Consider the following 23,394-nt stretch of genomic DNA (forward strand, 5'->3'; position numbering starts at 1 on the left):
TCAGACGTCTTTCCTGCGGGCTACTTGGCCTGCTGGCGTTACAGGCGTGCACAGCACCGCCTATGCCCGACCTGCATCCAACGGCACGGGAGACAGCCCTCATTCCGCCGAATGTGACGCTCGACATGTCGGACGGGGCCTCGATCCCACTGCGCCTCTACCCCGCTGCCACACCGGAACCACGCGGCATTATTCTGGCACTGCATGGATATGGTGACAGCCGGGACGCCTGGGAATTCGCGGCTCCAACCTTCACCTCCGCAGGATTCATGCTCGCAGCCCCGGACATCCGCGGCTTCGGACAGGCTCCGAACCGGGGCGGATGGAGCAGCACGGCAAGGCTGGTGCAGGACGCCCGCGAACAGGTGCTCTGGTTGCACGCCCGTTATCCGCACGTCCCCATTCACGTCATGGGGGAAAGCATGGGGGGTGCCATCGCCCTGCTACTGGCGACCACCGACACGCCGCATATCAGCAGCACAATCCTGCTCGCCCCCGCCGCACTGGAGATCGGCCAGCCCTGGGAAATCGTTCTGGGGGGAATGGATGTTCTGGCGCCGCACTGGAAGCTCGACGGATCGGCGGTACCGGGTCATCGCGTCGCGAGCGACAACATTCAGGCACTGCGCCGGATGTATTTCGATCCCCTCACTCTGCACAACTCGACAATCCACCCCCTCTACGGCCTGACATTGCTGATGCGGAGTGCCTACGAGGCCGCTCCAAAAGTACGGACACCCCTGCTCATCATCTTCGGAGGCCGGGACCAGTTCGTCCTGCCCCCCTTCACGGCCCGTCTGCTCCGCAGATTGCCCACCGGCACCCGGACCGACGAACTGCCGGGCGCCCACCATCTCCTCAGCCGCGATCGCAGAGGCGCCGCACAGGATGCCGTCTCATGGTTGACACAACCAGATCGTCTGCTGCCCTCAGGCGGCGATATCGCCGCGGCCGCATGGCAGGCCACGGCTCAGACAGAAAGTTTTCCATGACCACCTTCCGATCACGCAAATGAACAGCAGAACTTTCAAAAAGAGGGCTGGCAATCTTTCGCCGAAGCAGTTATCTGAACCCCTATGGACCTGTAGCTCAGCTGGATAGAGCGTTGCCCTCCGAAGGCAAAGGTCACGCGTTCGAATCGCGTCAGGTCCACCACCAATCTCAAAAATCGCTATCTTCCGTCAGTTTTTCGGCAGGTTTGACACCTTCCGGGATAGGTTTGACATTCGGCCTCAGCCTTGACATCGCCGATCTTGCCAATGCCATCTGCTCAGCAGCACGGGTGTAACGGGCGACCTCGCTGAGGCTCCGGTGCCCCGTTATGGCGGCGATCTGGTGGGTTGTGCAGCCGGCTTCTGCGAGCCTTCGGGCCGCGGCTTTTCTCAGACCATGCGGGCTGCATCCAGGCGGCAATCCGGCTTCACGACACCAGTCGATAAACTGATTGTAGAAGTTATTCACTGACATCGGACGTCCCTTCTCAGTCGCCAGGAACGTCCCTGCCCCGTTCGGCTGCCACTGATCCAGTTCGATGCGCAGCTGCTCGTGAATAGGGATGACCAGTTCGGTACTTGTCTTCTGCTGACGGAGGTGGATGCCGTTCGCACTTACGGAACTTGGCCCCATCTTCACCACGTCGCTTCGGCGCTGCCCCGTATAGAGCAGTAAAGCCAATGCCAGACGCTCTTTCGTGCCACTTGGCCAGCGGGCTTCGTATCGGGCAATCTCATCATCTGTCCATGAATGGATGCCGTCGCTTTTGATCTTCATGCGTGGAACACCAGCCGTCGGATTGCTCTCGGCCCAGCCCATATGGATGGCGTGTTCCATCAGCATGGAGAGCAGTCTCAGCATCCGGTTCGCAGTCGTCGGCGATTCGTTATACCGGCTCATGATCATCCGCACATGACGGCTTTCCATGAGCAGGACGGGATTGGCGGCGTAGTCTGCGCCTCTCATGCGTTCCAGCAAGCGCCGATAAACGGCCTTCGTGCTCTCTTCGAGCGTCTTGAAATGCGCGGTGGCGTACCAGGACTCGATCACATCTCTCAGACTGCCAGTGGGCGTCACCTGCGCTGCGTCGAGCCCTCGCGGCTCCGCACCTGAAACCGCAGCCTGATAAGCAGCGATGAAACCCGGATCCCGCAGATCCGGAAGCGCCATCCGTTTCTGACCCTTCTTGCGGAAATAGTATCTGACCTTCCCATGCCGATCCCTGAAACGCTGGATGTAGGGCAGTCTAAGGGTGGTCAACTCATCATGTCCCAAGGGTTGGCAGAAGCTGGCAGCTCTGTCCCGCCGCCAGCCTGCTGATCGATCCAGCGGTCCAGATCCGAGACAAGATATCCCCGCCGACGAGCCGACAGGGCAATCTGGCGCACATGGGGAAGAACCTGAGTTCTGAACGTCCCGACCGACATCGCCAGATAGGATGCCGCATCGCCAATATCGAGAACGCGCGGCGGCATCTGAACAATTTTCCCGCTCATGCCCGTTCCTCCCCGTCCATGGCTGTATCCAATGTGTCTCGCAGGATTAGGCCACTGCCCAGTTTGCGACACTGGGGCCCCGAACAATCCCAGATAATCCACATATTGATTCGATGGTTTGGGTCCCCTCCGAACTGATGGAAACCAGCCGTCAGTTTGTTAGCCTCCAACCAGTCCAGCCGCTCCGTGTCAGTGCGCTGGGTCATCACCATGTATCCAGATGAATGTCGCTGCCCTGGTATTCGTCATCAGTCCACTTCGGAGGTGGCGCAGGCTCTGCAGTAAGGGCGCGCCAGATCTTCTTGAGCCATTTCTTCATTTCGCGTTGGCCCTGAGTGCTTCCCGCTTGATTGTGGCGAGTGCGTTGTGGATTACATTCATGCGTAACGGCTCCCGAAGTCCGTCAGGTCTACCGAGATTTTCCCAGCGAAAGACGGGGCGCTGACGGTCGCGACCAGACGGCTGCCGAGATAGATATCGTGGGCGCAGATCGTGCGGCGCGTGTCTTCTTTGGCGCGGCGTTCGGCGTCGCGATACTCGGCAAAGCCTTGATCCCGCTGAGGGCTGGGTCGCATTCCCAACAAGGTGACACGAAAGAGATCCGGTGATCTGGATGACGCTCTCATGGCGCCTCCTTCGGGCCGAGCCCCTGCATCCATGCATCAGCCTTGGCGATGACAAGGCCGGTAATGAGCCCTGCCCCGTACAACCCGACGACGAGAGCGCACGGGAGGAACACGTCCATGATCTCAGTGGACATCGCGCGCTCCCGGAAGAAGGTCCGTGCAGAAGCGAACGAAGCTCACGCTACGAAGACCGCGGGCTGGCGGGGCTGAGCGCTCGAGCAGCTCGTCCAGCGTGTGCGGGCCGGACGCGACGGGTGGCTCGGGAAACGGCACCGGATCGGCCGGCCGTGTAGCGTGCAGCAGAGCGACCAGTTCGTCCTCTACTTCGTTCGCTGTCTGAGCATAGGCTTTGGCGATGCCTGCGTTGGGCGCATCTTTGGCCCGCTCCCGCGCATAGATCAGGCAGACACGTTTCTCACGTGCCTTGCCCTGAACGGCGACAGACCGGCCCGACAGATATTCTGCGAACGTGCGGTCCGTATGACCCCGCAATAGAGGGTGAAGCGGGCGCAGTAAGGGAGCGGAAGCGGCAGCACTGAGGCTGATGGTTGCGTGAGACTGGCGCGCCTCACCTGCAGGCAATGACATATCGATCTCCATCGCGTTCGTGCGATGGAGATAGTTTCACCAGAAGAAACTTATTGGTCAATAAAAAATTTCATTAGAAGAAATTTCTTATTTTCCTTTCATTGCTTTTCCAGCATTGATCCACGCATCAAATGCTCCAGCATCCAAGCTAGCTGCCAATGCAGCAGCCTCTTTATATCGCTGTGACATATCGAGCTCAGAAGGATCGAAGAGAAGGGACTCCGGGGTAGTTTCAAGAATTTCTGCTACCCGCACGAATTGCGATAACGTCATATTAACCTTGCCATTCAGCCATTTAGAGACTGACGGCTCGGACATATCTAATGCTTCAGCCAATTTCCGTTGCGTATATCCCTTGAGCTTCATCCATGCCTTAACAAACCGAAGAGTGTGACGGTTTTTGGCGACTTCTTGAGGGGAGAGCTCTTTCTCGATCATGCTGCCATTTTGGCGCCTAAAGCGAAGGAGCGGGATACCTCCACATGAAAACTTTCTTGACCTGAAAGTTTCATCAGAATAAATTTTCTGCATGTCGTTGAAAGCTATCCTCATCGAGCGCGGGATCACCCAGACTCAACTGGCTGCACAAGTGCAAATGAGCGAGCCGACCGTATCCCGGTGGGTGAAAGGGGCTTCGTACATCCCCACGCACAAGCTGAGAGAAGTCGCGTCAGCTCTGAATGTCTCACTGGACGCTCTCGTGCCGCTTCCTTCGACAAGATCCAATAACGATCCGCAGCAAGGTTCGACTAGGGGAGCAGCAGCATGAGCATCCTTCATACCCTCAAACGTAAACTCCGCTCATGCCGCCGTCAGCAAGATGGTGTCTTGCTGAGCTTACAGTCTTTCATCTCACCTCCGATCCTTGCGATGAGTGAGACCTCTCCCTTCTTGCAGTTTTCGTTAAAGAGCAGGCTATTCGTTCCGATTTTTGAAGTAACCACCCGGGACGATCACGATAATCAGCCTATTGTCAGAGGCTGGTCCTATGTACGGTGGCGACATTTTATCGCCCATATTCTCATCGCAGGATGGCCGGATCTTAGCGACGAGGCCAGTTTGCGGTCATTTCGTTACACGACTTTGTTGCAAATTGGCATCCGATGCTGCCCTGTCTACCGTTTTCGAAGCCGGGATTCTGATCATGCCAATCCAAACAACGCTTCACGGAAAAACGATCAAGTAAAGTTGACTGAAAATGGTTGCGCTCGCCTTTGGCTTCGAACCGTGCTCCGCATTTTTCGCAGCTGCCGATTTCATACATGCAAATCGTCTCCTGTTGGTTGTGAGAAACACAGGATGAACGATCACAGTCGAGGATGCGAGTCCTCGACTGCGCTTACTGGAGCAGCAGTGTGAGCATTTCCGACAATTTCTCGCGTGTGCTTGGATCAGACTGCTGCTCACAAAAAAATATTGCGCAGGATGCGGTAAAATCAGCGGGCTTTAATGCATCTCGCCTTTGGGTTTCTGGAGAAGAATTTCGGCAGCGTCGAGCAGGTCGCGTCCCAGTTCAGCAGCCGTCTGCGGCGACAGGGAAAACTGCTCGAGCTTATCGCCTTCCGGGAAGTGCTCTGGCGCGGTTGCGGCCTTTACCTGAAGCACGACAGCACCGTCCTGAATTACCACCGTGCGGAAGCCTGTCAGGCTCGAGATATCGAGATTTCCGTCTTTCTTCAGTTTCCATTCGTCAGCCATGTGTCATCGCTCCATTCACTATAGATGCGCGCAAGATGGCTGATCGTGCTGCGGGGGTGAAGCCATGAATCACGCCCCTGCCCTCAAGACGGCTACGCAACTGGCCGTTCGTGCGATTGGCGGCATTGATGCTGCGGCAGCTGTTACCCGCGTCGGTCGGGCTCGGATTTCGGAATATCAAAACCGAAACTCCACGACGACAGTCCCGGTGGATATCGCCATTGTGCTGGACGAGTTCGCCCAGGAGCCTTTCATTCTCCAGACCATGGCGCATGAGCTCGGCTACAACCTGACGCCGATCCAGTTGGGTCATGGGGATGTGGCCGAGATCATGGAGGACGTGGCGGATAAGGCCAACGACACCATGAAGATGACGATCCGCGTTCTGGCGGATGGCATCGTGACGGTCGAGGAAGCCCACAGCCTTGGCCACGAGCTGACCAAGCTGCGCCGCGTTGTCGATCATGCCCTCAAGATGGTGCGCGGGATAGAAAAGACGGGAGCCTCGACATGACGCTCCAGATCCCCGTCACGTTCGATCGGGACAACATCCCGGCCATGGCCTTCCTGAAAGTTCTGCCGGCCGAATTACGCGGCGTTTTTCATTCTCTGATGGATGCTCTGAAATCGGCCCGTGACGTGGTGTTCCGTGTCGGTGGCCGTGCGCTGGATGATGTGCAGGTCGCACAGATGGCCTGTGAGAACGTCGAAGTATTGCGCCGCGTCCTGCCGGAACTCGAGTTCACGCGGTTTATCCTGCGAGACGAAGACGGCGCGCTCTACAGCCCTCACCTCGTGGAACGGCAGATCAGGCGCGCAGAGCGCGCTGCGGCCCGTGCCGAGCAGCAGCGTCGTCTGGAAGAGTTTCAGGCTCGTCAGGACGCAGGTGAATTCGCGCCGGAAGCGTCTGTGAAAGTGATGACCTCCCGCGCCAATGCGGCCAAAGGTGGCCGTCCACGCAAGGGCGAGACATCCGAGCAGGCACGGGAACGCCGTGAGCGCGAAGCTGTTGAGCAGCGTGAAATGCGGTTGCTGTCGTCTATCGACGGTGGGGCGATTTCAGAAACCGAAAACCAAAACCAGTTTTCAAAAGCGGTTTTGGTTTCCGGGGTTTCGGTTTCAAAACCGGTTTCTGGGTTTTCCGTAGATCTAGAATTAGAGAAAGATATATCCCCTTCTGATTCTAATTCTACGAAACCGGCAGAAACCGAAACCGACAAACCGGCCTTGGAGATTTCAGAAGCCCTGATCTCCCAGACTGTCGCCCGCGTCCTCAAGGTTGGACGTCTGCCAGACGGTCAGGCCGGGTTCGCCAAGAGCATCTGCGGGCGTTTCCTTCGGGATGGCGTTCCAGCCAATGTGCTGGTCGAGGCTGTGAAGCAGCATGCCGAGAAAATGGCTCTGAATGGCGACACAGCTTACAAAATGGGCGCTTTCCGCAAGCCGATCGAACGGTTCTGGGCCGATCATCAAGCCGGCGTCTCAACCGCACCTGCCCCGGAGCCAGTGGCTCGGGAAGACTGGGAAGATCAGGCACTGGAAGTCTATGCCAAGGCACAAGAGGTCTGGAGCGAAGCCTTCCGCCTGAAACGAGACTTCTCGGCTGTTAAGCGGGACTGGCCGGAGCTGGCGAAAGCCCATGATCTGCCGACCTGCCCTGTCGAGCGCGCCGCATATCTGGACTGGTACCGCCCGCAGGCGCAGGCCGCATGAAGGCGCTGCGCAGAGCCCTCGCCTCTTTCACCCATTCCGAATTCCTCACGATCCGTTCTGAACGTGACCAGGCGCAGCATGCTGCCCTGGCACTGAAGCGGATCGTCGCGGATCAAGCCCTGGAGATTGTCACGCTCCAGGCCCGTCTGGCTCGGCTCGCCTCGAACCGGGACGCCGACGGCCGATTTATGAAGCGCAACCCCACATGAACGTGGAATGCAAATGACTACTGCCGCTGAGGCAACTCGACCAATTGAAGAAGCCGTCCCCATGCAGGGGGCTTGGAAAAACCGCATTGCTCTGGCTGAACTGGACCAAGGAAAAGACCGACCACCAACCAACGTCCTGCGCCGAGGAGCTGGTCTCTACGGTTTGCTACGCTCCGGCACGATCACACAACGCCACGTCGACGCCGCCCAACGATGGGCCCGTGATTTCGAGACCGGCATCATGGGCGCCTCAGATCCTGAGCGCCGCGGATCCGGTGGCGGAGATATCCACGACATGCTCATTGCCCGTTCCGCCGCTGTGGCACGCTGTGAATACGTCCGGCGGACCTTGGGGCGATATGCGTCAGATCTGCTGGTGTTACTAGTCCTTGAAGGGCTTTCGTTAGGGAAGATCGCCGAGCATTACGGAAAAAATCGCCAAGGTATTGCCGGAGCGATCGAGCTTTTATTGGAGCAGCTATGCGAAATAATGAATAATAAAAAATAGTCTTAGCGTAATTATCGGAATACTCTATAAGTAATATCCGATAATTACATTTATTTCATATTTTTTGCAAAAACAGAAAAAATATTTGGCAATTGACATTTTGATGCAAAATTACTCAATGTAATTTCGGCTCTACGAATATTACCTTTTGGTTTAGTATCTCCAAGCAATCCCGTTGTCCATTCAGAAAACTCCACGGCTAGTTTTTCCAGCCATACTGTAAAGAATTTAAGAGCGAACTTACCTCTATAACGTGTTTTATCATCAAGAGCACTGAATTCTTTTTTCAACGCAGCAAGCGTTACAGGATCAGGCTCTGTTTTGAACGGAACAATACTTTCAGCCGAGAAATTTGCAGCAGTTACACTGCCAACGTTAATTATTGCGATCTGCGTAAGAGTTTTTGGTAAGCGCTGGGAGATCTCTATATGGTTTTTCCGAGCGATAAAAATTCTTTCATTAATCCGATATGTAATAGAAAGAAAATTTTTATAATCATCAACAAATAATTCTATTATTTTATTTCTTAAGCCCGGAACCTCATGACATGGAAATACATCTCTAAGCAAAGAGCTTAAAGTGTATACACTAACTAAGTAATTTTCTACAGAATAATATGAGGTAAGGAAAATATTATCTACTGCGCCAAATCCATGAAGATCATCATAATCTCTATCAACAAAGAATGTAATACCTTCTTTCGCACCACTTCTATCTTTATGTAGTGAATTATATAGAGTTCTAACCTCCTTTTTCCCACCACATGGGAAAGGTTCATAATCCCACCCCGGTTTCACCATCTGTAACCACTGTCCATAAATTATTTTATCATCATCTCCTTCCAAGACGATTATTTTAACATTAGAAAAATTTGATCTGAAAGATAAAAACCTAGTCTTTATAACTGCGCTTGAATCTCGTGAAGATTTTAGCCTCTCTAAATACATATTATCTATAACGCCTTTAGAGGGATTATTCATCAATATCTTCCTCGTTATTATAAATTGTATTTACTTCACCTGCCTCTTCAAACGACTGAATTGCTCCCGCGAATGGCTCGAGATCATTGTCAAAAACAAAGGGGGAGTGAGTTATAGCAATGACCTGACTGCAGGAGGGGGCACCCAAAACATCAACTAGAATTTCTCTTTGCCAATCAATAGATAAAGAAAGCTCTGGCTCATCAATCAAGACAATCTTTTTATTTGGGTATAAAAACATTTTAGCAAACAGAGAAATCATCTGTTTTTCGCCTGATGAAAGCGCATCAAGCGCCACCCGTCTGTTTCCAGGAAGACTTTCGACATGCACCCGGAAATTAGATCTATTTATTTTTAATATCTTCCCATCAAGACGCATTGACGGAAGCGCACCTATTTCTGTGCTCGGCTCGCTTGAAATTAAATATTTATTGCAATTTTCAATAAAATCATCGACTGGCTTTTCGATTTCTTTTATAGATTTAATAATTGAGTTTAATTTAGATAAAAAATAGCTTAAAAACTTGCTAGATGACGTATCCACTCCTTCCCGTGTATTAATTTTGGTAAGATTCGGAAGTGAGATCGTTGGAAAAGGCTCTTTTCGTCTACTATTTCTTAATCGTTCAAAGAATATTTGTAGTTCATCTTGATCGGGAACTTCAGAATAAGATGCAGAATCAGATTCAAACGAACCGTCCAATAACTCATTGATAATATCTGCACTAATTTTGCGATATTCTTCGTTAGAGTTAACAATAATGTGATGATTAAGGTAACTCAGTCTTTCTGAAATATCCGATAATCCGAACTGAATTTCACCCGTAAAAAGACTACCATCAGCAACTTCAAATATAGGTTTCCGTCTCTTTCTATATAGTTCACTCGGATCACCACGTAGAGTTAATTCAACACGCCTATATGTTGGAAGATAAACAATTTCATAGCCATTTAAGTTCTCTTGTATAGTAGAAAATATTTTCCATATATTTGATTGCCTTTCATAAATATTAAATCTAACCCTATCAAGAATTGTGAATAATTCTTTTCTATTGTAATCAAATGAGCTCAATAATGATCTTGATATATTAGAATCGTATGGGTATTCAAAAATTTTATGTTTGTCGTCATAGTCATCTATTATATAATTAAATAGATCTGTAGGCTCAATGCCAGATCTTGCAGCCAGTGATACAAAAGCTACTTCGTTAGGAATCTGTAAAAATTCAATTATTTCTGAGTGAGTTAAAACTAGATCTTCATTTTCATTCGATAACCTGCACCTTATCTCTCTAAACTCTAAATTTCTTAAGCGTGAAAACTGAAGACGCAAAAAAGCATCTAAAGCGCCAAGAAGAGTTGTTTTACCCGAACCGTTCCGAGCGATTAAAATAGTTGCAGCATTTTTCGATGTAAGAGAGATAGATCGATAACCATAAAGGCCTTCAATTCCAAAATATTGGATCAAAGCAGGTTTAGAAGCTTGTGAAAATGTTTGAGAATCTTCGCGAATAGATTTTCCGTTTGGGGGCAAGGGTAAATTTTCCATAAATACCTTCCTAGAACTTGGATAGACGCTTCCATAAAATTTGACACAACACAAGAAAATTATCTTATTGTGTCTACATGAAAACAAACCATATATATGCTAGTAATTTAAAGGTAATATTTTTGATTATCTTCATATTTAAAGGTATATGTGTTTTTCACTTATAATTAACTGATACGAATTTTGATTTGTAGAATATCATATTTTCCCTCCTTGACCCAAAACAGAACTATACGGTAAACGTTTAATCTCTTCCGAGGTCTGTGCCCCAAAGGCCTTACGAAGTTCCTGTTATTCTGCTCTCTATCTTTCATAAAGTTCTCCATATTACGGATTGAACTACTGAAACCCGACAGGATAACCCATGGTTATCTGACAATCCTATCGAGAAAGAGCGTCAGATAACCCGCTACCAGAACCTAATACCCGTCCGATAATCAGCGTTATCTGACGGTTTTTCGGGGTTTCCGCAGGACCGGAAACCTTTATAAATCAATGACTTGTCGGAGAGTTGGGCCAATGGCACCAGCGATGGGCGCAAAAACGTCCCGTATCTCTGATGACGATCGCCTCCTGAATATGTGGCTCCATAATCGCTCCGGGAACACGGCCCGCGCCTATCGCGCAGACGTGGGCAGCTTTCGCCAGTGGGCTGACAAGCCTCTTGCAGATGTCGTCCTGGACGACCTGCAAGGGTGGTTTGACTATCTCAAGGGATCGGATGCCACCCGCCGCCGAAAGCTGGCATCCATCAAATCGGCTCTGGCCTTCGGGGTCCGCGTCGGTTTTCTGGATGTGGACGTTGGCGCGGCGCTACGCCTCGAGCGCGGGCGAGATCGTCTCAGTGAACGCATCCTCACCGAAGAGGATGTGCGGCGTATCATCGACATGGAGGAATGCCCACGAAAGCGGGTTGCCCTTCGCGTTTTGTATTTCATGGGTCTGCGCATCTCTGAGATGTGCGCCCTCACCTGGCGAGATATGACACGGCGTCAGCAGGGAGGCGTGGCCTCCGTGTTCGGCAAGGGAAACAAGACACGGCATGTGCTTGTGCCCGCAAAGCTGTGAAAAGAGCTCGTGGCTGTGAGAGCTGATAACTGGCGTCCTGAAACGCCAATTGTCCCCGGCCACGATGGGAGCGCGCTTCACTTGAGAGCTGCACATCGCCTCGTGAAGCGGGCGGCGAAGCGTGCCGGATTACCAGATGCCTCGGCGCACTGGTTCCGGCACGCCCACGCATCACACGCCCTGGACAACGGCGCGCCTGCGCATGTCGTCCAGCAGACTTTGGGACATTCCGACCTGAAGACCACGACACGCTACGCCCACGTCCGCGAGGGCGACGGCGGCGCCAATTACCTAAAAGACTGACGCCTCACGAGACTGCGGCGTCGGGCACCATTGGAGGACACATGAGCCATCGATACCGACGCCGACCCGAAACGCCTGCCGAGATCCGGGCAGAACACGTAGACTTCTGGACGCGTGCGGCCGAGCGCTACGAACGCACGGCGCAATATGCGCGAATGCCAGGAATGAAGATCTGGGCTGCAGCCGAGGCGCGCCACGCCCGCGCCATCGAGACCAAGCGCAAGCGAGAACAGGCATGACCCACAATCCCGACGATTACATGATGGATTCCGCTGGCCGTCTGGTGCCGCGGGCGAACGTGAAGCCGGAAGACCTTTTGCAGGACGAGCTGGTGCGCAAGCTGTTCGAGCAGGCCCGCACTATCCGCGAAACCATGCGTCAGTTTCGTGAGACTGCGGACGGCGACATTCGCGCCTTCCTCGACCTTCTGGCTGATCAGTATGGAGCCAAGAAAGGCGGTGCCAAGGGCAATCTGACGCTGTCGACCTATGACGGCTGCGAGCGCGTGACGATTGCCATCAGCGACACCATCACGTTCGGCCCTGAGCTCCAGATCGCCAAGGAACTGGTGGACAGCTGCCTGACGCGCTGGACGGAAGGCGGCAACGCCAATATCCGCGCCGTCGTCACCGATGCCTTTGACGTCGGCAAAGAAGGCAAGCTGAACGTGTCCAAAATCCTCGGACTGCGCCGGCTTTCGATCGACGATGATGAATGGAAGCGCGCCATGCAGGCCATCACTGACGCGGTGAAGGTGAACGCATCGCGCAGCTACATCCGTTTCCATGAACGCGCATCACCGGACAGCGCGTTCATTCAGGTCCCCCTGGACATCGCCAAGGCATAAAAAGGCCGGAACAGCGGTCGGCCTTTCAAAGTTAATGGCGCCTTCTCCTGATTGAGAAGCAGCAGGCATAATCTCTGATCTGGCATACGGGCTGAGCATCAGTCTTCACGCAGGTTTACTCTGACGATGAACGCCATACCCGATTCGTTATTCGGATCTCGCATAATAGTTTTGAAGGATGATGGAGCCGGAATGTCACATCCTTCCTCGATCATTCCTTCGATGTGAAACGTCAAAGCCTCATGAGCCATGACGCGTGCATCTTCCAAGGTGTCGCCAGCCGTTGCGCATCCCGGAAAGTCCGGGAAACTAACACCGAAATCACTATCGGGATCTTTGTGGATGATGCCGAGGTATTCAGTCATCGCACTGTCTCATGAGACAGTGCGGCTTTAAGCGCCTCGTTGATCCTCGTCTCCCAGTCCGAGCCTTGTCGCTGGAAAGCCTCAAGGATGTCAGCATCCAGCCACAAAGTGACCTGCTGCTTTGGGTGCGGGTCGACCAGACGGCCGCGGCGCACGACTTTCTCACCCTTTCGAAATGTCGCGGCTTCAAAGAAAGCATCAGTGAGTTCCGGAATGTCGTCCGGGTCAATCCATTCTGGCTTCCCACTGTTGTTATCTGTCGTCATGGCTGCACCTCATGGACTTAGGGTAACCACACATAACAGGCGACAAACATCATGGCACTGCTGCGTTGCATCAACAGCGGGCTGACAGTGCTGGACACCAGCATCGCCCGCGACCCGCCCAAGCGCGCAGACGCGTTCTATGTCTCGAAGGAATGGCGCGCCCTGATGGGCACCATCCTCAAGCAGCGTGGACGCGTCTGCGAGCGCTGCGGCCGGTCTGGCTGCCGGATCTTCGGCGACCACATCGTCGAACTGAAGGACGGCGGCGCCAAGCTCGATCCGGCGAACGTCCAGCTGCTCTGCGGCTCGTGCCACACGGCCAAGACGGCGCGGGCAAAATCGCAGCGCGCGGCGAAAAGCTGGTGAAAAACGTCTGAAAACCGCCATTTTCTCGCGTTTTCGACCCAAAAGGCGACCGAAACGGTACAGATTGAGGGGGCGGGTCAAATCTTCGGCCCGACCCCAGGGGCGTAACCGCGCCAGTTCCACGCGTGAAAAATTTTTCTGAAATTACGAAATGAGGTGCGCACCATCCTGCGCAGGACGGTCCAGAATGTCGAAAAAACCGCCCGCAAACTGGGAGGAGATTGCCAGCGCCTACTGCGCAGGAAGCCTGTCAAACCGCCAGATTGCCAAGCAATTCGGGATTGCCGAAAGCACCCTGCGCAAGCGCATCGCGTCTGAAGGATGGGAGAAAACAGGTGCGCAAAAGGTGCGCACTTCCGCTCCAAAAGTGCGCACGCCTACGCAATCCAGAGCAGTTGAGCAAAAGCGCCCCTTGCCGATCGTCGCCGAAGCCATCCCGGACGACATCGAGGGCCGCCTGCTCTGCCTGGCAGAACGCATGACCGAAGAACTGGAGAACGCGACGACGCATCTCGACGAGATCATTGAGACCATCGACGAGGAAACCGCTGACGACAAAAGCCCTCGGCGCAAAGCGGAAATGATGAAGGCCGTCAGCCACACAGCGCGGGCAAATATTCTCAAGACGCTTGCGCAGTCCGTCGTGCTGCTGGGCGGTAAGGCTACGGGAAAAAAGGGCAAAAAGGAGCAGCTGAAGGATGCTGCTGACACGGCATCTTCAGGGAAATTTGCGCCCATGACTCAACCCAAACTGGTAGTGAACAATGGCAAGCGACAGGACAGTTAAAGTCAGCTCTCGGGGGCGGAAACCTGCATCCAGACGGACCGGAATGCGCAAGGCTCTCAAGCAGGCTCCTGTCATTCCTGCGCTTACCTGGTCAACGGCGTGCCCCACCTGGGAAAAGCGCATTGTCGCCGGCGAAAGCATCATCCCCTGCCCGCCGCTTTTCCCTGAGGCTGCCAAACAGGGCATGGACGTCTTCAATGCCCTGAAGCTCGTCGACGTGATGGGCGAGCCGACGATCGGGGAATCCTGCCGGCCATGGCTGAAGGACTTCGCGGAATCCTTCTTCGGGTCCTACGATCCGGAAACCGGCGTTCGACACATCAGCGAGTTCTTCCTGCTGGTCAGCAAGAAGAACACCAAATCGACCATCGCAGCCGGCGTCATGCTGACCCAGCTGGTGCTGAACTGGCGGCGATCGGCTGAATTTCTGATCCTGGCACCAACCAAGGAAGCGGCTGACAACGCCTTCAAACCGGCACGGGACATGGTCCTGAACGATCCGGATCTGGACGCGATCTTCCACGTCCAGCAGTACAACCGCATCATCACCCACCGGCAGACCGGGGCGACGCTCAAGGTCGTGGCCGCTGACGGTCAGTCGGTGGTCGGCAAGAAGGCGACCGGCATTCTCGTCGACGAGCTTTGGGAGTTTGGCAAGAAGCCGACAGGCGAGAACATGCTCATGGAAGCCATGGGCGGCATCTCGTCGCGCCCTGAAGGTTTTGTGATCTATCTGACCACCCAGTCAGAGGAAGAGCCAGCCGGCGTTTTCAAATCAAAGCTGGACTATGCCCGCTCCGTCCGGGACGGGAAGATCCAGAACAGGAAGTTCTTCCCGGTCATCTACGAGTTTCCGGCCGCGCTGATTGAGGCTGAGAAGCACAAGGATCCGGATTACTGGTACGTCACCAATCCGAACCTCGGCCTGTCGGTCGGAACCGAGTTCCTGATCAGCCAGTTTGACCAGCAGAAAGAAGCTGGCGAAGGCCCGCTTCGGGTCTGGATGGCCAAGCACCTCAATGTGCAGGTCGGGCTTTCCTTGCGAGAGAAAGCCTGGGCAGGCGCGAAATACTGGGAGCAGCGAGGGGATCCCAACCTCACCCTGGACGATGTGGTCAGACGCTCCAGTGTCCTGGTCGTGGGGATCGACGGTGGCGGCCTGGACGATTTCCTGTCCATGGCCGTTCTGGGCTGCGATGCCGAGACCGATGAGTGGCTGCACTGGCAGCGCAGCTGGGTCTATTGCGACGTCCTCAAGACCCGCAAGGAAGAAGCGCCCCGTTATCTCGATTTCCAAAAACAGCGTGATCTCGTGCTGGTCACAACGATGCAGGACGACATCATCGAACTGGGCGAAATCGCCGCGGATCTGAACCGGTCGGGAAAACTGGCGCTGATCGGGCTCGACCCGGCTGGCGTGGCGGAGATCGTCTTCGAGCTACGTCGGCAGGAGATTGAGGAAAGCCAGATCGTCGGTGTCAGTCAGGGCTGGAAGCTCACTGGCCCGATCAAGACGCTTGAGCGCAAGCTGGCAGATGGCTCTTTCCACCATGGCGGCCGGCCGATCATGGCCTGGGCCGTTGGCAATGCAAAAGCCCAGGCCAAAGGCAACAACATCGAGATCACCAAGCAGCTGGCGGGCGGAAAGAAGATTGATCCCCTGATGGCGCTGTTCGATGCGGTGGCCTGCATGTCCAAAAACCCAAGCCCTCCCAAGAACGGGCGCGTCGATGACTTCCTGAAAGGGGGGATGCTTAGCGCATGAAAATGCCAAAAGCCCTCACCGGGCTGCTCACCAAGGCGGCCAATGCGATGGCCCTGTCCATCACAGGGGTCAGCCTGACGGATCTGCGCCTCGGGGCATTCATGGCGGGCGGCCCGACGCATTCCGGACAGATGGTCACCGTTGATACGGCAATCCAGCTGGACACGGTCTGGGCCTGCATCCGGCTTCTGTCCGAAACCATCGCCTCCCTTCCGCTGAAGCTCTACCAGCGGGAGACAGAGAACACGTCCAACGTCGCGCGCTCACATCCCCTCTTCTCGATCCTGTACGATAAGCCGAATGCAGACATGACGGGCGTCGAGTTCTGGGGCTGTATGGTGGCCTGCCTGCTCGCCTGGGGGAACGCCTTTGCCCAGGTGGTGAGGCGTGGCGACGGAACGATTATCGCGCTCAACCCGCTTCGGCCGGATCGCATGACAGTGCGACGGGATCCGAACACGGGCGCGCTGATTTACACCTACGCCTGGCAGCAGCAGATCCTGACGCTGTCCGAAACCGAGATTTTCCATATCAAGGGAATATCGTTTGACGGCCTGATGGGTCTGTCACCGATCACGGTCGGTCGGCAGAGCCTTGGCACGGCCATGGCGGCTGAAGAAACCGCCGGAAAGACCTTCCGGAACGGTCTTCAGACCCAGAATTATATCAAGGCTCCCGCCTACCTGACAGACGAGCAGCGCAAGCTCGCGAAAGCCTCCCTTCAGGACTATGCGGGCGCGATCAATGCTGGGAAAACGCCTCTTCTGGAGGGCGGATGGTCCGTCGAAAGCATCGGCCTGAATCCTGAAGCGGCGCAGCTGCTCCAGAGCCGCACTTTCAACGTGCAGACCATCTGCCGGTGGTTCGGTGTCCAGCCGGTCATGATTGGCAGCATGGAGAAATCCACGGCCTGGGGCACCGGCCTGGAACAGATGAACCTCTGGTTCCTGCAATATGCCCTGATGCCCTGGCTGGTACGGATCGAGCAGGCCATTTCACGCTGCCTGCTCAGTCCTGCAGATCGTCTGTCCTACTTCGCCAAGCACAATGTCGACGCCCTGCTGCGGGCCGACACGGCCGCGCGGACGGCCTTCTACATTGCGGGGCGGCAGAATGGCTGGATCACGGCGAATGAGGTTCGGGAGAAGGAAGAAATGGCCCCAATGGAGGGCGGAGACATGCTGACCGTTCAGGCGCAGATGATCCCGCTGTCCGATGTCGGAAAGTCTGCCGTGCAGCCCACGCTGAAGCCCGTTCCGGGCGGTCAGCCCCCACCAGATCCGGCGCAGTCCGGCTCAACAGGAGATCCAGATGTTTGATGGCGATTTCCTCGCCGCGCCTTTTGAGGTGAAGTTTGCCGATAATGGCGCGCCGGGAACCTTTGAAGGCTACGGCAGCGTGTTCGGGAACGTGGACGCCCATGGCGATATCGTCATGCCTGGAGCGTTTGCGGGCTCACTGGCCGAGCGTAAGGCGCAGGGTCGAAACATCGCAATGCACGTCATGCACGGCTTTTATGGTGGAGACGGTCTGCCTGCGGGTGTGTGGACCGACGCCTCGGAAGACAGCAAGGGCCTGCACCTGAAGGGTCGGCTGTCCGGTATGGATACCGATTACGGCAAGCGGCTGTATGGTCTGGTCAAGGACGGCGCGCTCGGCGGTCTTTCGATCGGCTTCAATATCCCGACAGGCGGCGCGGTAAAGGCTGCCCAGGGCAGCGGGGCACAGCGTCAGATCAACCGGGTCAACCTCCATGAGGTCAGCCTCGTGGATGATCCGTCCAATGCGGCATCCCGTGTCACCGAGTTGAAGCGCCGCATGGGGGATTTCGGGCTGAAAACGGCTTTGACGCCGGAAAAAGCCACGGATGCAGTGGCTTCTGCCATCGCCCTCCATCAGGCGGCGCTGAAAGGTGGCCATCCTCCGACCCAGGAGGAATGTGACACCATGCTTGAGCATCTGCAGGCCGCCCATTCGGCCCTGACAGGCGCTCCGCTGGCACTGACGAAGAAAGCCCCGTTCTCGGATGATTTCCGGCGGGTGCTCGATGCGCTTTCGGGACTGGGGACATCGTCCCCTTCCCTCGCCGGCTTCACGCTTCCGGATCTGACCGGAGCCTCCGGCCTCTGAGCCGGCTCGACTGATCACACTGCAATGCAAGGCACCTTCGGGTGCCTTTTTTTATGGGAAATACGGATGTCCACCGAAAACGAATACAAGCAGGCCGTCGCGGATCTCACGAGGGCCACGGATCAGGTCAAGACTTTTGCCGAGACTGCCCGGACTGAGCTGAAAAACCTTGGTGAAGTGACTAGGGAAACCAAGGCCAGTGCAGACAAGGCCCTGACTGAAATGAACGGTCTGGCAGCACGGCTGACAGAACTGGAGCAGAAGGGCGCGCGCGGCAACGCTCCGGAAGACCAGACGGCAAGCCTGTCTCTTGGTCAGCGCTTCATCCGTTCGGACGTGGTGAAGGCCGCTATGGCTGAAGGAAGCGCCTGGCGCGGCAGCGTGAAGCTGGACGTGAAGTCCATCACCTCTGCCAGCTCGACGGGCGTGTCTGCCACGACGGGTCTAGTCGTTGCCGATCGTCAGCCCGGCATTGTTCAGGTCGTTCCGAACCGCTCTCTGGTTATTCGTGACCTGCTGATGCCTGGAAACACGGCATCGAGCGCAATCGACTTCGTTCGTGAAACCGGCTTTACGAACAACGCAGCGATCGCGCCTGAAACGACCCAGAAGGCTGAATCTGATCTTCAGTTCGATCTTCAGAACCTGCCTGTTCGGACAATCGCACACTGGGTCCAGGCCTCGACCCAGATCCTTGCTGATGCGCCGATGCTCCAGAGCTACATTGATGGCCGTCTGCGCTACGGTCTCGCGTTCGTCGAGGACAATCAGCTGCTGAACGGAGATGGTACCGGTACGAACCTCAAGGGCCTGATGGTTCAGTCCACGCCTTACGCCAAGCCTGCCGGTGTGACCGTCAAGGGTGAGACGATGATTGATCGTCTGCGTCTGGCCATGCTTCAGGCGGTACTGGCGCAGTATCCGGCCACAGGTCACATCCTCAATCCGACCGACTGGGCCTCGATTGAGCTGACGAAGGACGCGCAGAGCCGCTACGTCTTCGCCAACCCGATGGGACTGACCGGCCCTGCCCTGTGGGGTCTGCCTGTCGCTGAAACGCTTGCCATCGCGGCAGGCAAGTTCATGACCGGTGCCTTCCGCTATGCCGCGCAGATTTTTGACCGTGAAGATGCCACGGTCATGATCTCCACCGAGGACCGCGACAACTTCATCAAGAACATGGTGACGATCCGGGCGGAAGAGCGGGCTGCACTGGCGGTCTACCGTCCGGAGGCCCTGATCAACGGCAGCTTCGCCGACCTGACGGCGGCACCGACTGGCGGCTGATCCTGAACGTTACTCTGGAGGCAGGTATGGCAAGCCTGACTGACGGGACACAGGCGGATCTTCCGCTTGTGTCCCTGCAAAGCCTGATGGACTCCTTGTCCATCACAGACGGAAATGCCGGGGGCGCACTGGCCGATATCCTGCTGCGCGCGTCGCAGGCTGTCACCAGCTATATCGGACGTCCGCTGCTGATTGCTGACCGCCAGGAAACGATCAGGATCCGACCCGGTGACACACTGCTTTCCCTGCGGATGGCAGTGCGGCCCGTTTCCGGGATTACCGCGGTCATGAGAGATGGCAACTCTCTGCCTGCCCCCGAGGATGGCTGGGATTATGATGCAGGATGTGGGCTTCTCTACCCGACAGCAGGGGCGTTCTGGGGGCCAGGACGGTATGTTCTGCAGTACCGCGCGGGGTGGGTTGCTCCTGACCAGGTGGATGACGACGGCAGTGCCATCGTATCCACCGTGCCGGCTGATATCCGGTCTGCCGTTCTGACGACTGCCCGTGCTTTCTATTATGCGGGGGATCGTGATCCACTCCTGAAGTCGGAGACCGAACAAGGGGTCGGCTCGTCGTCCTGGGCAACGCCAGACGCTGAAAACGGCGGTCTCCCAGCTGATGCTGCTGCGTTTCTGGAACGGTACCTTCCTGGAGGGCTTTCCTGATGGGGCAGCGCACTGATCGTCGTCGTCGGCAGATCCGCAGGAAAGGCCGGCTGATGACGCTGTCACGGCCGAACGAGGCCAACCCGGTCACGCTGATGGCCTATGCCGCACCGCCCGCGACGGCCGCACTGGAATCAGGCGTGTCGGTCATGCCCTTTGTGGCCGAGACCCTGAACGACGAACTGGCGGCAGCGGGTTATGGGCAGCCCCGGAATGCCGACATCCTGACGGATGGCGGTCGTCAATACGCGCTGACAGATGCCACGCCTGTCTATGACGGCAGCCTGCTCTGCGGCTGGAAACTCATTGCAGCAGGTGGAACATGACTTCTCCCGTCGTCTGGCAGGATGCCTTTGATCGCGCCACGGCCGCCGCCACATCGCTAGGACTGGTGGTCAAGGATGCACTGGCACAGGATCAAGAGACGAACACCGGCCCGTGGATCTATTTCGAGACGGCCAGCGCCTCCTCCGGACGTCTGGGCATGGGCGAGATCGTCGACGAAGAGACCGGCCAGATCTGGCTGCACCTGATGGTGCGGCGTGGAACGGGCGCGATCGACGCCGTCACGAAACGCAAGGCTCTGTCCGTCGCGTTTCGGGTTCCGGTCGCGCCGCTGCCTGCCGGTTTGTTCTACGACGATCAGGGCTTCGATCCGCCCGATAACGATCAGACCGGCAACTGGGTCCACTTCTCCCTGATGGTGGATTATCGCTATCAGGACATCGTCCTGCCGGCATCCTGAAATTCCTGACACAGCCACCTTCGGGTGGCTTTTTTTATGAGGTGAGACATGCCTTTTACCGGATCCACGGCAGGCTATCAGGCTGCCGCGCAGGCGAACGATACCGCCATTTCCTATGCCATGGAGACGACTTACGGCGTCCCGGCCACAGGAAACTACCAGCGCACCCGCTTTACGGGTGAAAACTTCAAGCCAACGGATACGACCCAGCGTCCGGACGAGGTCAATGCCGATATCGAAGCCGCGCAGGCAGTCCTGACGCAGAGGTCTGCGGCCGGAACGCTGTCTGGCGCACTGTCTTACGGCACCTATGACGACATGTTGGCAGCAGTCGTCGGTGCGGACTGGAACAACAACGTCGTGCAGAACGGCGCTGTCGTGAAGACCTGGACCATCATCGAGAAGCTGAACGGCAAATGGGTGGTGCGTCCGGGCAGCTACTGCACGCAGGCGCAGCTGACCTTTGCCCAGGGCAGCTTTGCATCGACGTCTTTCGACTTCTCCTGCAAGCAGCAGACACTTGCAGACGCCGATCCGGCCGCAACCTACACCGATGCTCCATCCGGCCGCGTGTTCAATACGGTCGATAACTTCGTCGGCATGACTGTGAACGGGCAGGCTCCGGACGGCTGCGTCAAGCAGGTGCAGATCACGCTGACCCGTGATGGCTCGGGTTCGGATTATGGCATGGGCCATGCCGATGCCTGTGGCATCCGCCCAGGTCAGATCCTCGCCTCCGGCTCGACCCAGATCTTCTTCAAAACCTGGGACATGTATCAGGTCTGGGCCAGTGGCACGCAGGGACCGATTGCTGTCACGGTAAAGGAGGCGGATGGCAATAGCTACGTCCTGACCTTCCTGAATGCGGCGCTGCGCAACCCGGTCATCAATGCCGGCAGCAAGAACACCTCGATCATCGCCACCTTTGACATCGAAGGCAATCCGCAGGCTGGCGGTGGCACCTTCAAGATCCAGCGCATCCCGGCAGCTGCTCCGAGCGGCTGATCCCCCGGAAATCTGCGCTTTTCATCCCTCATTTCAGACTGGAAAAATTAACATGGCCAAGCTCTCCACTTTTTCCCGCGATCTCAGCAAGGTTTCCGAAGGCGAAGAGATCGAAGTCGGTCCGGAAGGCAATACCTTCTTCATCACCACGCGCGGCTTCACGCCGGCCTACCGTGACACGCTCTATGCCCTGCGTCTGGAAGCCGCCCGTGAGCTGAACCGCTCGCAGCGTGCCGGTGCCGGCTTCTATGCTCCAGACGCCCTGCCACCGACCACGGATGACGTCTGCCAGGGCAAGGCCGCAGCGGGAAACTGATCGCGGCGCTCCAGTGGGAACTGGAATGGGGTGCCTATACCGGGGAGAATGAAATCCCCGAAATCCGGGAAACGGCCCTGCAATACCGGGTCCTTCCCGATCCCTGGAATGAAGTCCCCTGGCGGGCGTGGCATGAACTCCAGCATGACCGCGCCTGGACCTCTGATGGGGTCGGGGCATCCATGGGTATGATCCGCATCGTCTCGCGGCCGGGGCCGATCTTCTGGCTGGCCATTGACCGTTGGTGTGAGGCCAACCGCGTGACGGACGAGGAACGGGTTTACGTCCATGACCTGATCCGCGCCCTTGATGCCGTGTTTCTGCGGTTCCGCAATGCCGCGATCAGCCAGGACATCCAGACCTTCATGAGGAAGTGAAAGATGCCCCGTCGCGCAGCGGCTTCGTTTGTTGAAGAAATGAGCCGTTTCGTAACGGATGATCTTTCATTGGATGAAGTACGAAACGCGTTAATTTCCGATGTCACGGCGGAACGTGAACGCCTGATTTCTTTAGGGGAAGCATCCTCACATTGGACTCGATCAGTAAACGGCGAGGAAGGCACGCCAGAAACCAGCCTTCAGGTCGGTGGAAGCATTGTCTACAATTTCGGTCAGATTTCTGAAGTCGTGGCCTTCGCTCTGGCGCAGTGTCAGGCAAAGTCACCAGCTCATTCTGGATCGTACCGCAACGCGTGGACGGTGCAGGTCGGCGGTCAGGTCTGGACAGGCGATCTGGAAGATCTGCCGTTCGGAGCAGAAGTCACGATCGTCAATCCTGCCCCCTATGCCCGCAAGATAGATGTCGGGGCGATGCCGAAAATGTCAGCTCCTCCGGGCATCATAGAGGCTGTGCGTCAGGCGATTTTTCGCAAATACCCGACGATGACGGTCTGGCGGAAATTCATCAATCTCAGTGGATCAGCGGGCGGGTTCGAGACGCCGTACATTCTCAAGAATGGCGCGGCGAGACGTCTGGCGAAGCGGGACATGCGCTCCTCCGCCTATCGTCGTGGTCAGGAATACCTTGCACGACGCAAAGACCTCGCCCCCGGGCAGCCCATTACCTATCCCGCGCTCGTCATGAGCGATCCAGCCTATTCGTCATCGGAGTCCTGAG

The 23,394-nt window shown here is 56.0% G+C and carries 32 protein-coding genes, 1 tRNA gene and 1 pseudogene; 23 read left to right on the plus strand and 11 right to left on the minus strand.

Going from position 1 to position 23,394, the window contains the following annotated elements; all coding sequences use genetic code 11:
- The first annotated feature begins 62 nt into the window (after window positions 1-62).
- Window positions 63-992 (plus strand): alpha/beta hydrolase, encoded by a 930-nt coding sequence (locus HK22_RS08335; RefSeq protein WP_086648935.1) that lies wholly within the window; start codon window positions 63-65, stop codon window positions 990-992.
- An 86-nt stretch (window positions 993-1,078) separates the two neighbouring features.
- Window positions 1,079-1,155, plus strand: a tRNA-Arg gene (locus tag HK22_RS08340).
- 6 nt (window positions 1,156-1,161) lie between these two features.
- Here the strand turns inward: HK22_RS08340 and HK22_RS08345 are convergent.
- The 6 genes from HK22_RS08345 to HK22_RS08370 form a co-directional block, all read right to left on the minus strand.
- Window positions 1,162-2,253, minus strand: a complete 1,092-nt coding sequence (locus HK22_RS08345; protein ID WP_233142493.1) for a tyrosine-type recombinase/integrase — start codon at window positions 2,251-2,253, stop codon at window positions 1,162-1,164.
- Complete coding sequence (locus tag HK22_RS08350) at window positions 2,250-2,489, minus strand: hypothetical protein (protein ID WP_062033789.1); 240 nt, start codon at window positions 2,487-2,489, stop codon at window positions 2,250-2,252. Before HK22_RS08350 ends, HK22_RS08345 begins: the two co-directional genes overlap by 4 nt.
- 377 nt (window positions 2,490-2,866) lie before the next feature.
- The gene (locus tag HK22_RS08360; protein WP_167383449.1) at window positions 2,867-3,115 is read right to left on the minus strand and encodes a hypothetical protein; all 249 of its coding nucleotides are present in this window, start codon (window positions 3,113-3,115) and stop codon (window positions 2,867-2,869) included.
- Window positions 3,112-3,249 carry a hypothetical protein gene (locus HK22_RS15095; protein ID WP_158093548.1) on the minus strand — a complete coding sequence of 46 codons (138 nt, stop codon included), beginning with the start codon at window positions 3,247-3,249 and terminating at the stop codon, window positions 3,112-3,114. The genes HK22_RS08360 and HK22_RS15095 overlap by 4 nt, the downstream gene beginning before the upstream one ends.
- A complete protein-coding gene (locus tag HK22_RS08365) occupies window positions 3,239-3,703 on the minus strand; it encodes a hypothetical protein (RefSeq protein WP_233142495.1) in 465 nt (154 codons plus the stop codon). Before HK22_RS08365 ends, HK22_RS15095 begins: the two co-directional genes overlap by 11 nt.
- An 87-nt stretch (window positions 3,704-3,790) precedes the next feature.
- Window positions 3,791-4,234: a helix-turn-helix domain-containing protein gene (locus HK22_RS08370; protein ID WP_158093549.1), complete on the minus strand. Its 444-nt coding sequence runs from the start codon at window positions 4,232-4,234 to the stop codon at window positions 3,791-3,793.
- Here HK22_RS08370 and HK22_RS15510 point away from each other — a divergent pair.
- Window positions 4,233-4,472: a helix-turn-helix transcriptional regulator gene (locus tag HK22_RS15510; protein WP_062110739.1), complete on the plus strand. Its 240-nt coding sequence runs from the start codon at window positions 4,233-4,235 to the stop codon at window positions 4,470-4,472. The genes HK22_RS08370 and HK22_RS15510 overlap by 2 nt on opposite strands.
- A gap of 677 nt (window positions 4,473-5,149) precedes the next feature.
- Here the strand turns inward: HK22_RS15510 and HK22_RS08380 are convergent.
- Window positions 5,150-5,401, minus strand: a complete 252-nt coding sequence (locus tag HK22_RS08380) for a hypothetical protein (RefSeq protein WP_086648940.1) — start codon at window positions 5,399-5,401, stop codon at window positions 5,150-5,152.
- A gap of 64 nt (window positions 5,402-5,465) precedes the next feature.
- Here HK22_RS08380 and HK22_RS08385 point away from each other — a divergent pair, with 64 nt between their 5' ends.
- The 4 genes from HK22_RS08385 to HK22_RS08400 are packed head-to-tail and all read left to right on the plus strand — an operon-like array spanning window position 5,466 to window position 7,831.
- Window positions 5,466-5,915 (plus strand): hypothetical protein, encoded by a 450-nt coding sequence (locus HK22_RS08385; protein WP_086648941.1) that lies wholly within the window; start codon window positions 5,466-5,468, stop codon window positions 5,913-5,915.
- Window positions 5,912-7,114 (plus strand): hypothetical protein, encoded by a 1,203-nt coding sequence (locus HK22_RS08390; protein ID WP_086648942.1) that lies wholly within the window; start codon window positions 5,912-5,914, stop codon window positions 7,112-7,114. Before HK22_RS08385 ends, HK22_RS08390 begins: the two co-directional genes overlap by 4 nt.
- Window positions 7,111-7,323 (plus strand): hypothetical protein, encoded by a 213-nt coding sequence (locus HK22_RS08395; protein WP_086648943.1) that lies wholly within the window; start codon window positions 7,111-7,113, stop codon window positions 7,321-7,323. The genes HK22_RS08390 and HK22_RS08395 overlap by 4 nt, the downstream gene beginning before the upstream one ends.
- 13 nt (window positions 7,324-7,336) lie before the next feature.
- Complete coding sequence (locus HK22_RS08400; protein WP_233142497.1) at window positions 7,337-7,831, plus strand: hypothetical protein; 495 nt, start codon at window positions 7,337-7,339, stop codon at window positions 7,829-7,831.
- A 50-nt stretch (window positions 7,832-7,881) separates the two neighbouring features.
- Here HK22_RS08400 and HK22_RS08405 read toward each other — a convergent pair whose 3' ends face one another.
- Entirely contained in the window at window positions 7,882-8,811 is a 930-nt protein-coding gene (locus HK22_RS08405) for a DUF4435 domain-containing protein (protein ID WP_086648944.1), read from the minus strand.
- Window positions 8,804-10,360 carry an AAA family ATPase gene (locus HK22_RS08410; protein ID WP_086648945.1) on the minus strand — a complete coding sequence of 519 codons (1,557 nt, stop codon included), beginning with the start codon at window positions 10,358-10,360 and terminating at the stop codon, window positions 8,804-8,806. The genes HK22_RS08405 and HK22_RS08410 overlap by 8 nt, the downstream gene beginning before the upstream one ends.
- 519 nt (window positions 10,361-10,879) lie before the next feature.
- Here HK22_RS08410 and HK22_RS08415 point away from each other — a divergent pair.
- The 3 genes and pseudogenes from HK22_RS08415 to HK22_RS08425 all read left to right on the plus strand — a co-directional run bounded on the left by HK22_RS08415 (window position 10,880) and on the right by HK22_RS08425 (window position 12,578).
- Window positions 10,880-11,731, plus strand: a pseudogene (locus tag HK22_RS08415) (tyrosine-type recombinase/integrase).
- 41 nt (window positions 11,732-11,772) lie between these two features.
- The gene (locus HK22_RS08420) at window positions 11,773-11,970 is read left to right on the plus strand and encodes a hypothetical protein (RefSeq protein ID WP_086648946.1); all 198 of its coding nucleotides are present in this window, start codon (window positions 11,773-11,775) and stop codon (window positions 11,968-11,970) included.
- On the plus strand, window positions 11,967-12,578 hold the full coding sequence (locus HK22_RS08425) for a DUF3164 family protein (RefSeq protein ID WP_062105699.1): 612 nt from the start codon (window positions 11,967-11,969) through the stop codon (window positions 12,576-12,578). The genes HK22_RS08420 and HK22_RS08425 overlap by 4 nt, the downstream gene beginning before the upstream one ends.
- A 98-nt stretch (window positions 12,579-12,676) precedes the next feature.
- Here the strand turns inward: HK22_RS08425 and HK22_RS08430 are convergent, their stop codons facing one another.
- Both HK22_RS08430 and HK22_RS08435 read right to left on the minus strand, forming a co-directional pair.
- Window positions 12,677-12,943 carry a type II toxin-antitoxin system HicB family antitoxin gene (locus HK22_RS08430; RefSeq protein ID WP_062105701.1) on the minus strand — a complete coding sequence of 89 codons (267 nt, stop codon included), beginning with the start codon at window positions 12,941-12,943 and terminating at the stop codon, window positions 12,677-12,679.
- On the minus strand, window positions 12,940-13,209 hold the full coding sequence (locus HK22_RS08435; protein WP_086648947.1) for a BrnA antitoxin family protein: 270 nt from the start codon (window positions 13,207-13,209) through the stop codon (window positions 12,940-12,942). The genes HK22_RS08430 and HK22_RS08435 overlap by 4 nt, the downstream gene beginning before the upstream one ends.
- A gap of 51 nt (window positions 13,210-13,260) precedes the next feature.
- On the opposite strand from HK22_RS08435, the gene HK22_RS08440 reads away from it, so the two are divergent.
- The 13 genes from HK22_RS08440 (at window position 13,261) to HK22_RS08500 (ending at window position 23,393) form a co-directional block, all read left to right on the plus strand.
- Entirely contained in the window at window positions 13,261-13,575 is a 315-nt protein-coding gene (locus HK22_RS08440) for an HNH endonuclease signature motif containing protein (RefSeq protein WP_086648948.1), read from the plus strand.
- A gap of 187 nt (window positions 13,576-13,762) precedes the next feature.
- Window positions 13,763-14,362, plus strand: coding sequence for a hypothetical protein (locus HK22_RS08445; RefSeq protein ID WP_086648949.1), 600 nt, complete (start codon window positions 13,763-13,765; stop codon window positions 14,360-14,362).
- Window positions 14,363-14,405: 43 nt separating this feature from the next.
- Complete coding sequence (locus HK22_RS08450) at window positions 14,406-16,127, plus strand: terminase large subunit (protein WP_233142499.1); 1,722 nt, start codon at window positions 14,406-14,408, stop codon at window positions 16,125-16,127.
- On the plus strand, window positions 16,124-17,446 hold the full coding sequence (locus tag HK22_RS08455) for a phage portal protein (protein WP_086648951.1): 1,323 nt from the start codon (window positions 16,124-16,126) through the stop codon (window positions 17,444-17,446). The genes HK22_RS08450 and HK22_RS08455 overlap by 4 nt, the downstream gene beginning before the upstream one ends.
- Window positions 17,439-18,257 carry an HK97 family phage prohead protease gene (locus HK22_RS08460; protein ID WP_086648952.1) on the plus strand — a complete coding sequence of 273 codons (819 nt, stop codon included), beginning with the start codon at window positions 17,439-17,441 and terminating at the stop codon, window positions 18,255-18,257. The genes HK22_RS08455 and HK22_RS08460 overlap by 8 nt, the downstream gene beginning before the upstream one ends.
- Before the next feature lie 66 nt (window positions 18,258-18,323).
- Window positions 18,324-19,544, plus strand: coding sequence for a phage major capsid protein (locus HK22_RS08465; protein ID WP_086648953.1), 1,221 nt, complete (start codon window positions 18,324-18,326; stop codon window positions 19,542-19,544).
- A gap of 26 nt (window positions 19,545-19,570) precedes the next feature.
- The gene (locus HK22_RS08470) at window positions 19,571-20,212 is read left to right on the plus strand and encodes a hypothetical protein (protein WP_086648954.1); all 642 of its coding nucleotides are present in this window, start codon (window positions 19,571-19,573) and stop codon (window positions 20,210-20,212) included.
- Window positions 20,212-20,538, plus strand: a complete 327-nt coding sequence (locus HK22_RS08475) for a hypothetical protein (protein WP_086648955.1) — start codon at window positions 20,212-20,214, stop codon at window positions 20,536-20,538. Before HK22_RS08470 ends, HK22_RS08475 begins: the two co-directional genes overlap by 1 nt.
- Entirely contained in the window at window positions 20,535-20,957 is a 423-nt protein-coding gene (locus HK22_RS08480) for a hypothetical protein (protein ID WP_086648956.1), read from the plus strand. The genes HK22_RS08475 and HK22_RS08480 overlap by 4 nt, the downstream gene beginning before the upstream one ends.
- Window positions 20,958-21,005: 48 nt before the next feature.
- The gene (locus tag HK22_RS08485; protein WP_233142502.1) at window positions 21,006-21,962 is read left to right on the plus strand and encodes a phage tail tube protein; all 957 of its coding nucleotides are present in this window, start codon (window positions 21,006-21,008) and stop codon (window positions 21,960-21,962) included.
- Window positions 21,963-22,014: 52 nt separating this feature from the next.
- The gene (locus tag HK22_RS08490; RefSeq protein WP_086648957.1) at window positions 22,015-22,278 is read left to right on the plus strand and encodes a hypothetical protein; all 264 of its coding nucleotides are present in this window, start codon (window positions 22,015-22,017) and stop codon (window positions 22,276-22,278) included.
- Window positions 22,279-22,460: 182 nt separating this feature from the next.
- Window positions 22,461-22,655, plus strand: coding sequence for a hypothetical protein (locus HK22_RS08495; RefSeq protein ID WP_086648958.1), 195 nt, complete (start codon window positions 22,461-22,463; stop codon window positions 22,653-22,655).
- A 3-nt stretch (window positions 22,656-22,658) separates the two neighbouring features.
- Entirely contained in the window at window positions 22,659-23,393 is a 735-nt protein-coding gene (locus HK22_RS08500; RefSeq protein ID WP_086648959.1) for a hypothetical protein, read from the plus strand.
- Window position 23,394: the final 1 nt, after the last annotated feature.

The sequence above is a fragment of the Gluconobacter sp. DsW_056 genome (assembly GCF_002153595.1).
In the GTDB taxonomy this organism is placed as follows: domain Bacteria; phylum Pseudomonadota; class Alphaproteobacteria; order Acetobacterales; family Acetobacteraceae; genus Gluconobacter; species Gluconobacter albidus.

Excerpts from the sequence above, each read along its gene's own strand:
- HK22_RS15510 (WP_062110739.1), top strand. The coding sequence starts at position 4,233 with ATGTCGTTGAAAGCTATCCTCATCGAGCGCGGGATCACCCAGACTCAA.
- HK22_RS08430 (WP_062105701.1), bottom strand. The coding sequence starts at position 12,943 with ATGACTGAATACCTCGGCATCATCCACAAAGATCCCGATAGTGATTTC.
- HK22_RS08455 (WP_086648951.1), top strand. The coding sequence starts at position 16,124 with ATGAAAATGCCAAAAGCCCTCACCGGGCTGCTCACCAAGGCGGCCAAT.
- HK22_RS08385 (WP_086648941.1), top strand. The coding sequence starts at position 5,466 with ATGAATCACGCCCCTGCCCTCAAGACGGCTACGCAACTGGCCGTTCGT.
- HK22_RS08465 (WP_086648953.1), top strand. The coding sequence starts at position 18,324 with ATGTCCACCGAAAACGAATACAAGCAGGCCGTCGCGGATCTCACGAGG.
- HK22_RS08495 (WP_086648958.1), top strand. The coding sequence starts at position 22,461 with ATGGGTATGATCCGCATCGTCTCGCGGCCGGGGCCGATCTTCTGGCTG.
- HK22_RS08405 (WP_086648944.1), bottom strand. The coding sequence starts at position 8,811 with ATGAATAATCCCTCTAAAGGCGTTATAGATAATATGTATTTAGAGAGG.
- HK22_RS08485 (WP_233142502.1), top strand. The coding sequence starts at position 21,006 with ATGCCTTTTACCGGATCCACGGCAGGCTATCAGGCTGCCGCGCAGGCG.
- HK22_RS15095 (WP_158093548.1), bottom strand. The coding sequence starts at position 3,249 with ATGTCCACTGAGATCATGGACGTGTTCCTCCCGTGCGCTCTCGTCGTC.
- HK22_RS08480 (WP_086648956.1), top strand. The coding sequence starts at position 20,535 with ATGACTTCTCCCGTCGTCTGGCAGGATGCCTTTGATCGCGCCACGGCC.
- HK22_RS08500 (WP_086648959.1), top strand. The coding sequence starts at position 22,659 with ATGCCCCGTCGCGCAGCGGCTTCGTTTGTTGAAGAAATGAGCCGTTTC.
- HK22_RS08410 (WP_086648945.1), bottom strand. The coding sequence starts at position 10,360 with ATGGAAAATTTACCCTTGCCCCCAAACGGAAAATCTATTCGCGAAGAT.
- HK22_RS08335 (WP_086648935.1), top strand. The coding sequence starts at position 63 with ATGCCCGACCTGCATCCAACGGCACGGGAGACAGCCCTCATTCCGCCG.
- HK22_RS08435 (WP_086648947.1), bottom strand. The coding sequence starts at position 13,209 with ATGACGACAGATAACAACAGTGGGAAGCCAGAATGGATTGACCCGGAC.
- HK22_RS08460 (WP_086648952.1), top strand. The coding sequence starts at position 17,439 with ATGTTTGATGGCGATTTCCTCGCCGCGCCTTTTGAGGTGAAGTTTGCC.
- HK22_RS08400 (WP_233142497.1), top strand. The coding sequence starts at position 7,337 with ATGACTACTGCCGCTGAGGCAACTCGACCAATTGAAGAAGCCGTCCCC.
- HK22_RS08360 (WP_167383449.1), bottom strand. The coding sequence starts at position 3,115 with ATGAGAGCGTCATCCAGATCACCGGATCTCTTTCGTGTCACCTTGTTG.
- HK22_RS08445 (WP_086648949.1), top strand. The coding sequence starts at position 13,763 with ATGTCGAAAAAACCGCCCGCAAACTGGGAGGAGATTGCCAGCGCCTAC.
- HK22_RS08390 (WP_086648942.1), top strand. The coding sequence starts at position 5,912 with ATGACGCTCCAGATCCCCGTCACGTTCGATCGGGACAACATCCCGGCC.
- HK22_RS08475 (WP_086648955.1), top strand. The coding sequence starts at position 20,212 with ATGGGGCAGCGCACTGATCGTCGTCGTCGGCAGATCCGCAGGAAAGGC.
- HK22_RS08470 (WP_086648954.1), top strand. The coding sequence starts at position 19,571 with ATGGCAAGCCTGACTGACGGGACACAGGCGGATCTTCCGCTTGTGTCC.
- HK22_RS08425 (WP_062105699.1), top strand. The coding sequence starts at position 11,967 with ATGACCCACAATCCCGACGATTACATGATGGATTCCGCTGGCCGTCTG.
- HK22_RS08380 (WP_086648940.1), bottom strand. The coding sequence starts at position 5,401 with ATGGCTGACGAATGGAAACTGAAGAAAGACGGAAATCTCGATATCTCG.
- HK22_RS08450 (WP_233142499.1), top strand. The coding sequence starts at position 14,406 with ATGCGCAAGGCTCTCAAGCAGGCTCCTGTCATTCCTGCGCTTACCTGG.
- HK22_RS08350 (WP_062033789.1), bottom strand. The coding sequence starts at position 2,489 with ATGAGCGGGAAAATTGTTCAGATGCCGCCGCGCGTTCTCGATATTGGC.
- HK22_RS08490 (WP_086648957.1), top strand. The coding sequence starts at position 22,015 with ATGGCCAAGCTCTCCACTTTTTCCCGCGATCTCAGCAAGGTTTCCGAA.
- HK22_RS08370 (WP_158093549.1), bottom strand. The coding sequence starts at position 4,234 with ATGCAGAAAATTTATTCTGATGAAACTTTCAGGTCAAGAAAGTTTTCA.
- HK22_RS08365 (WP_233142495.1), bottom strand. The coding sequence starts at position 3,703 with ATGTCATTGCCTGCAGGTGAGGCGCGCCAGTCTCACGCAACCATCAGC.
- HK22_RS08440 (WP_086648948.1), top strand. The coding sequence starts at position 13,261 with ATGGCACTGCTGCGTTGCATCAACAGCGGGCTGACAGTGCTGGACACC.
- HK22_RS08395 (WP_086648943.1), top strand. The coding sequence starts at position 7,111 with ATGAAGGCGCTGCGCAGAGCCCTCGCCTCTTTCACCCATTCCGAATTC.
- HK22_RS08420 (WP_086648946.1), top strand. The coding sequence starts at position 11,773 with ATGAGCCATCGATACCGACGCCGACCCGAAACGCCTGCCGAGATCCGG.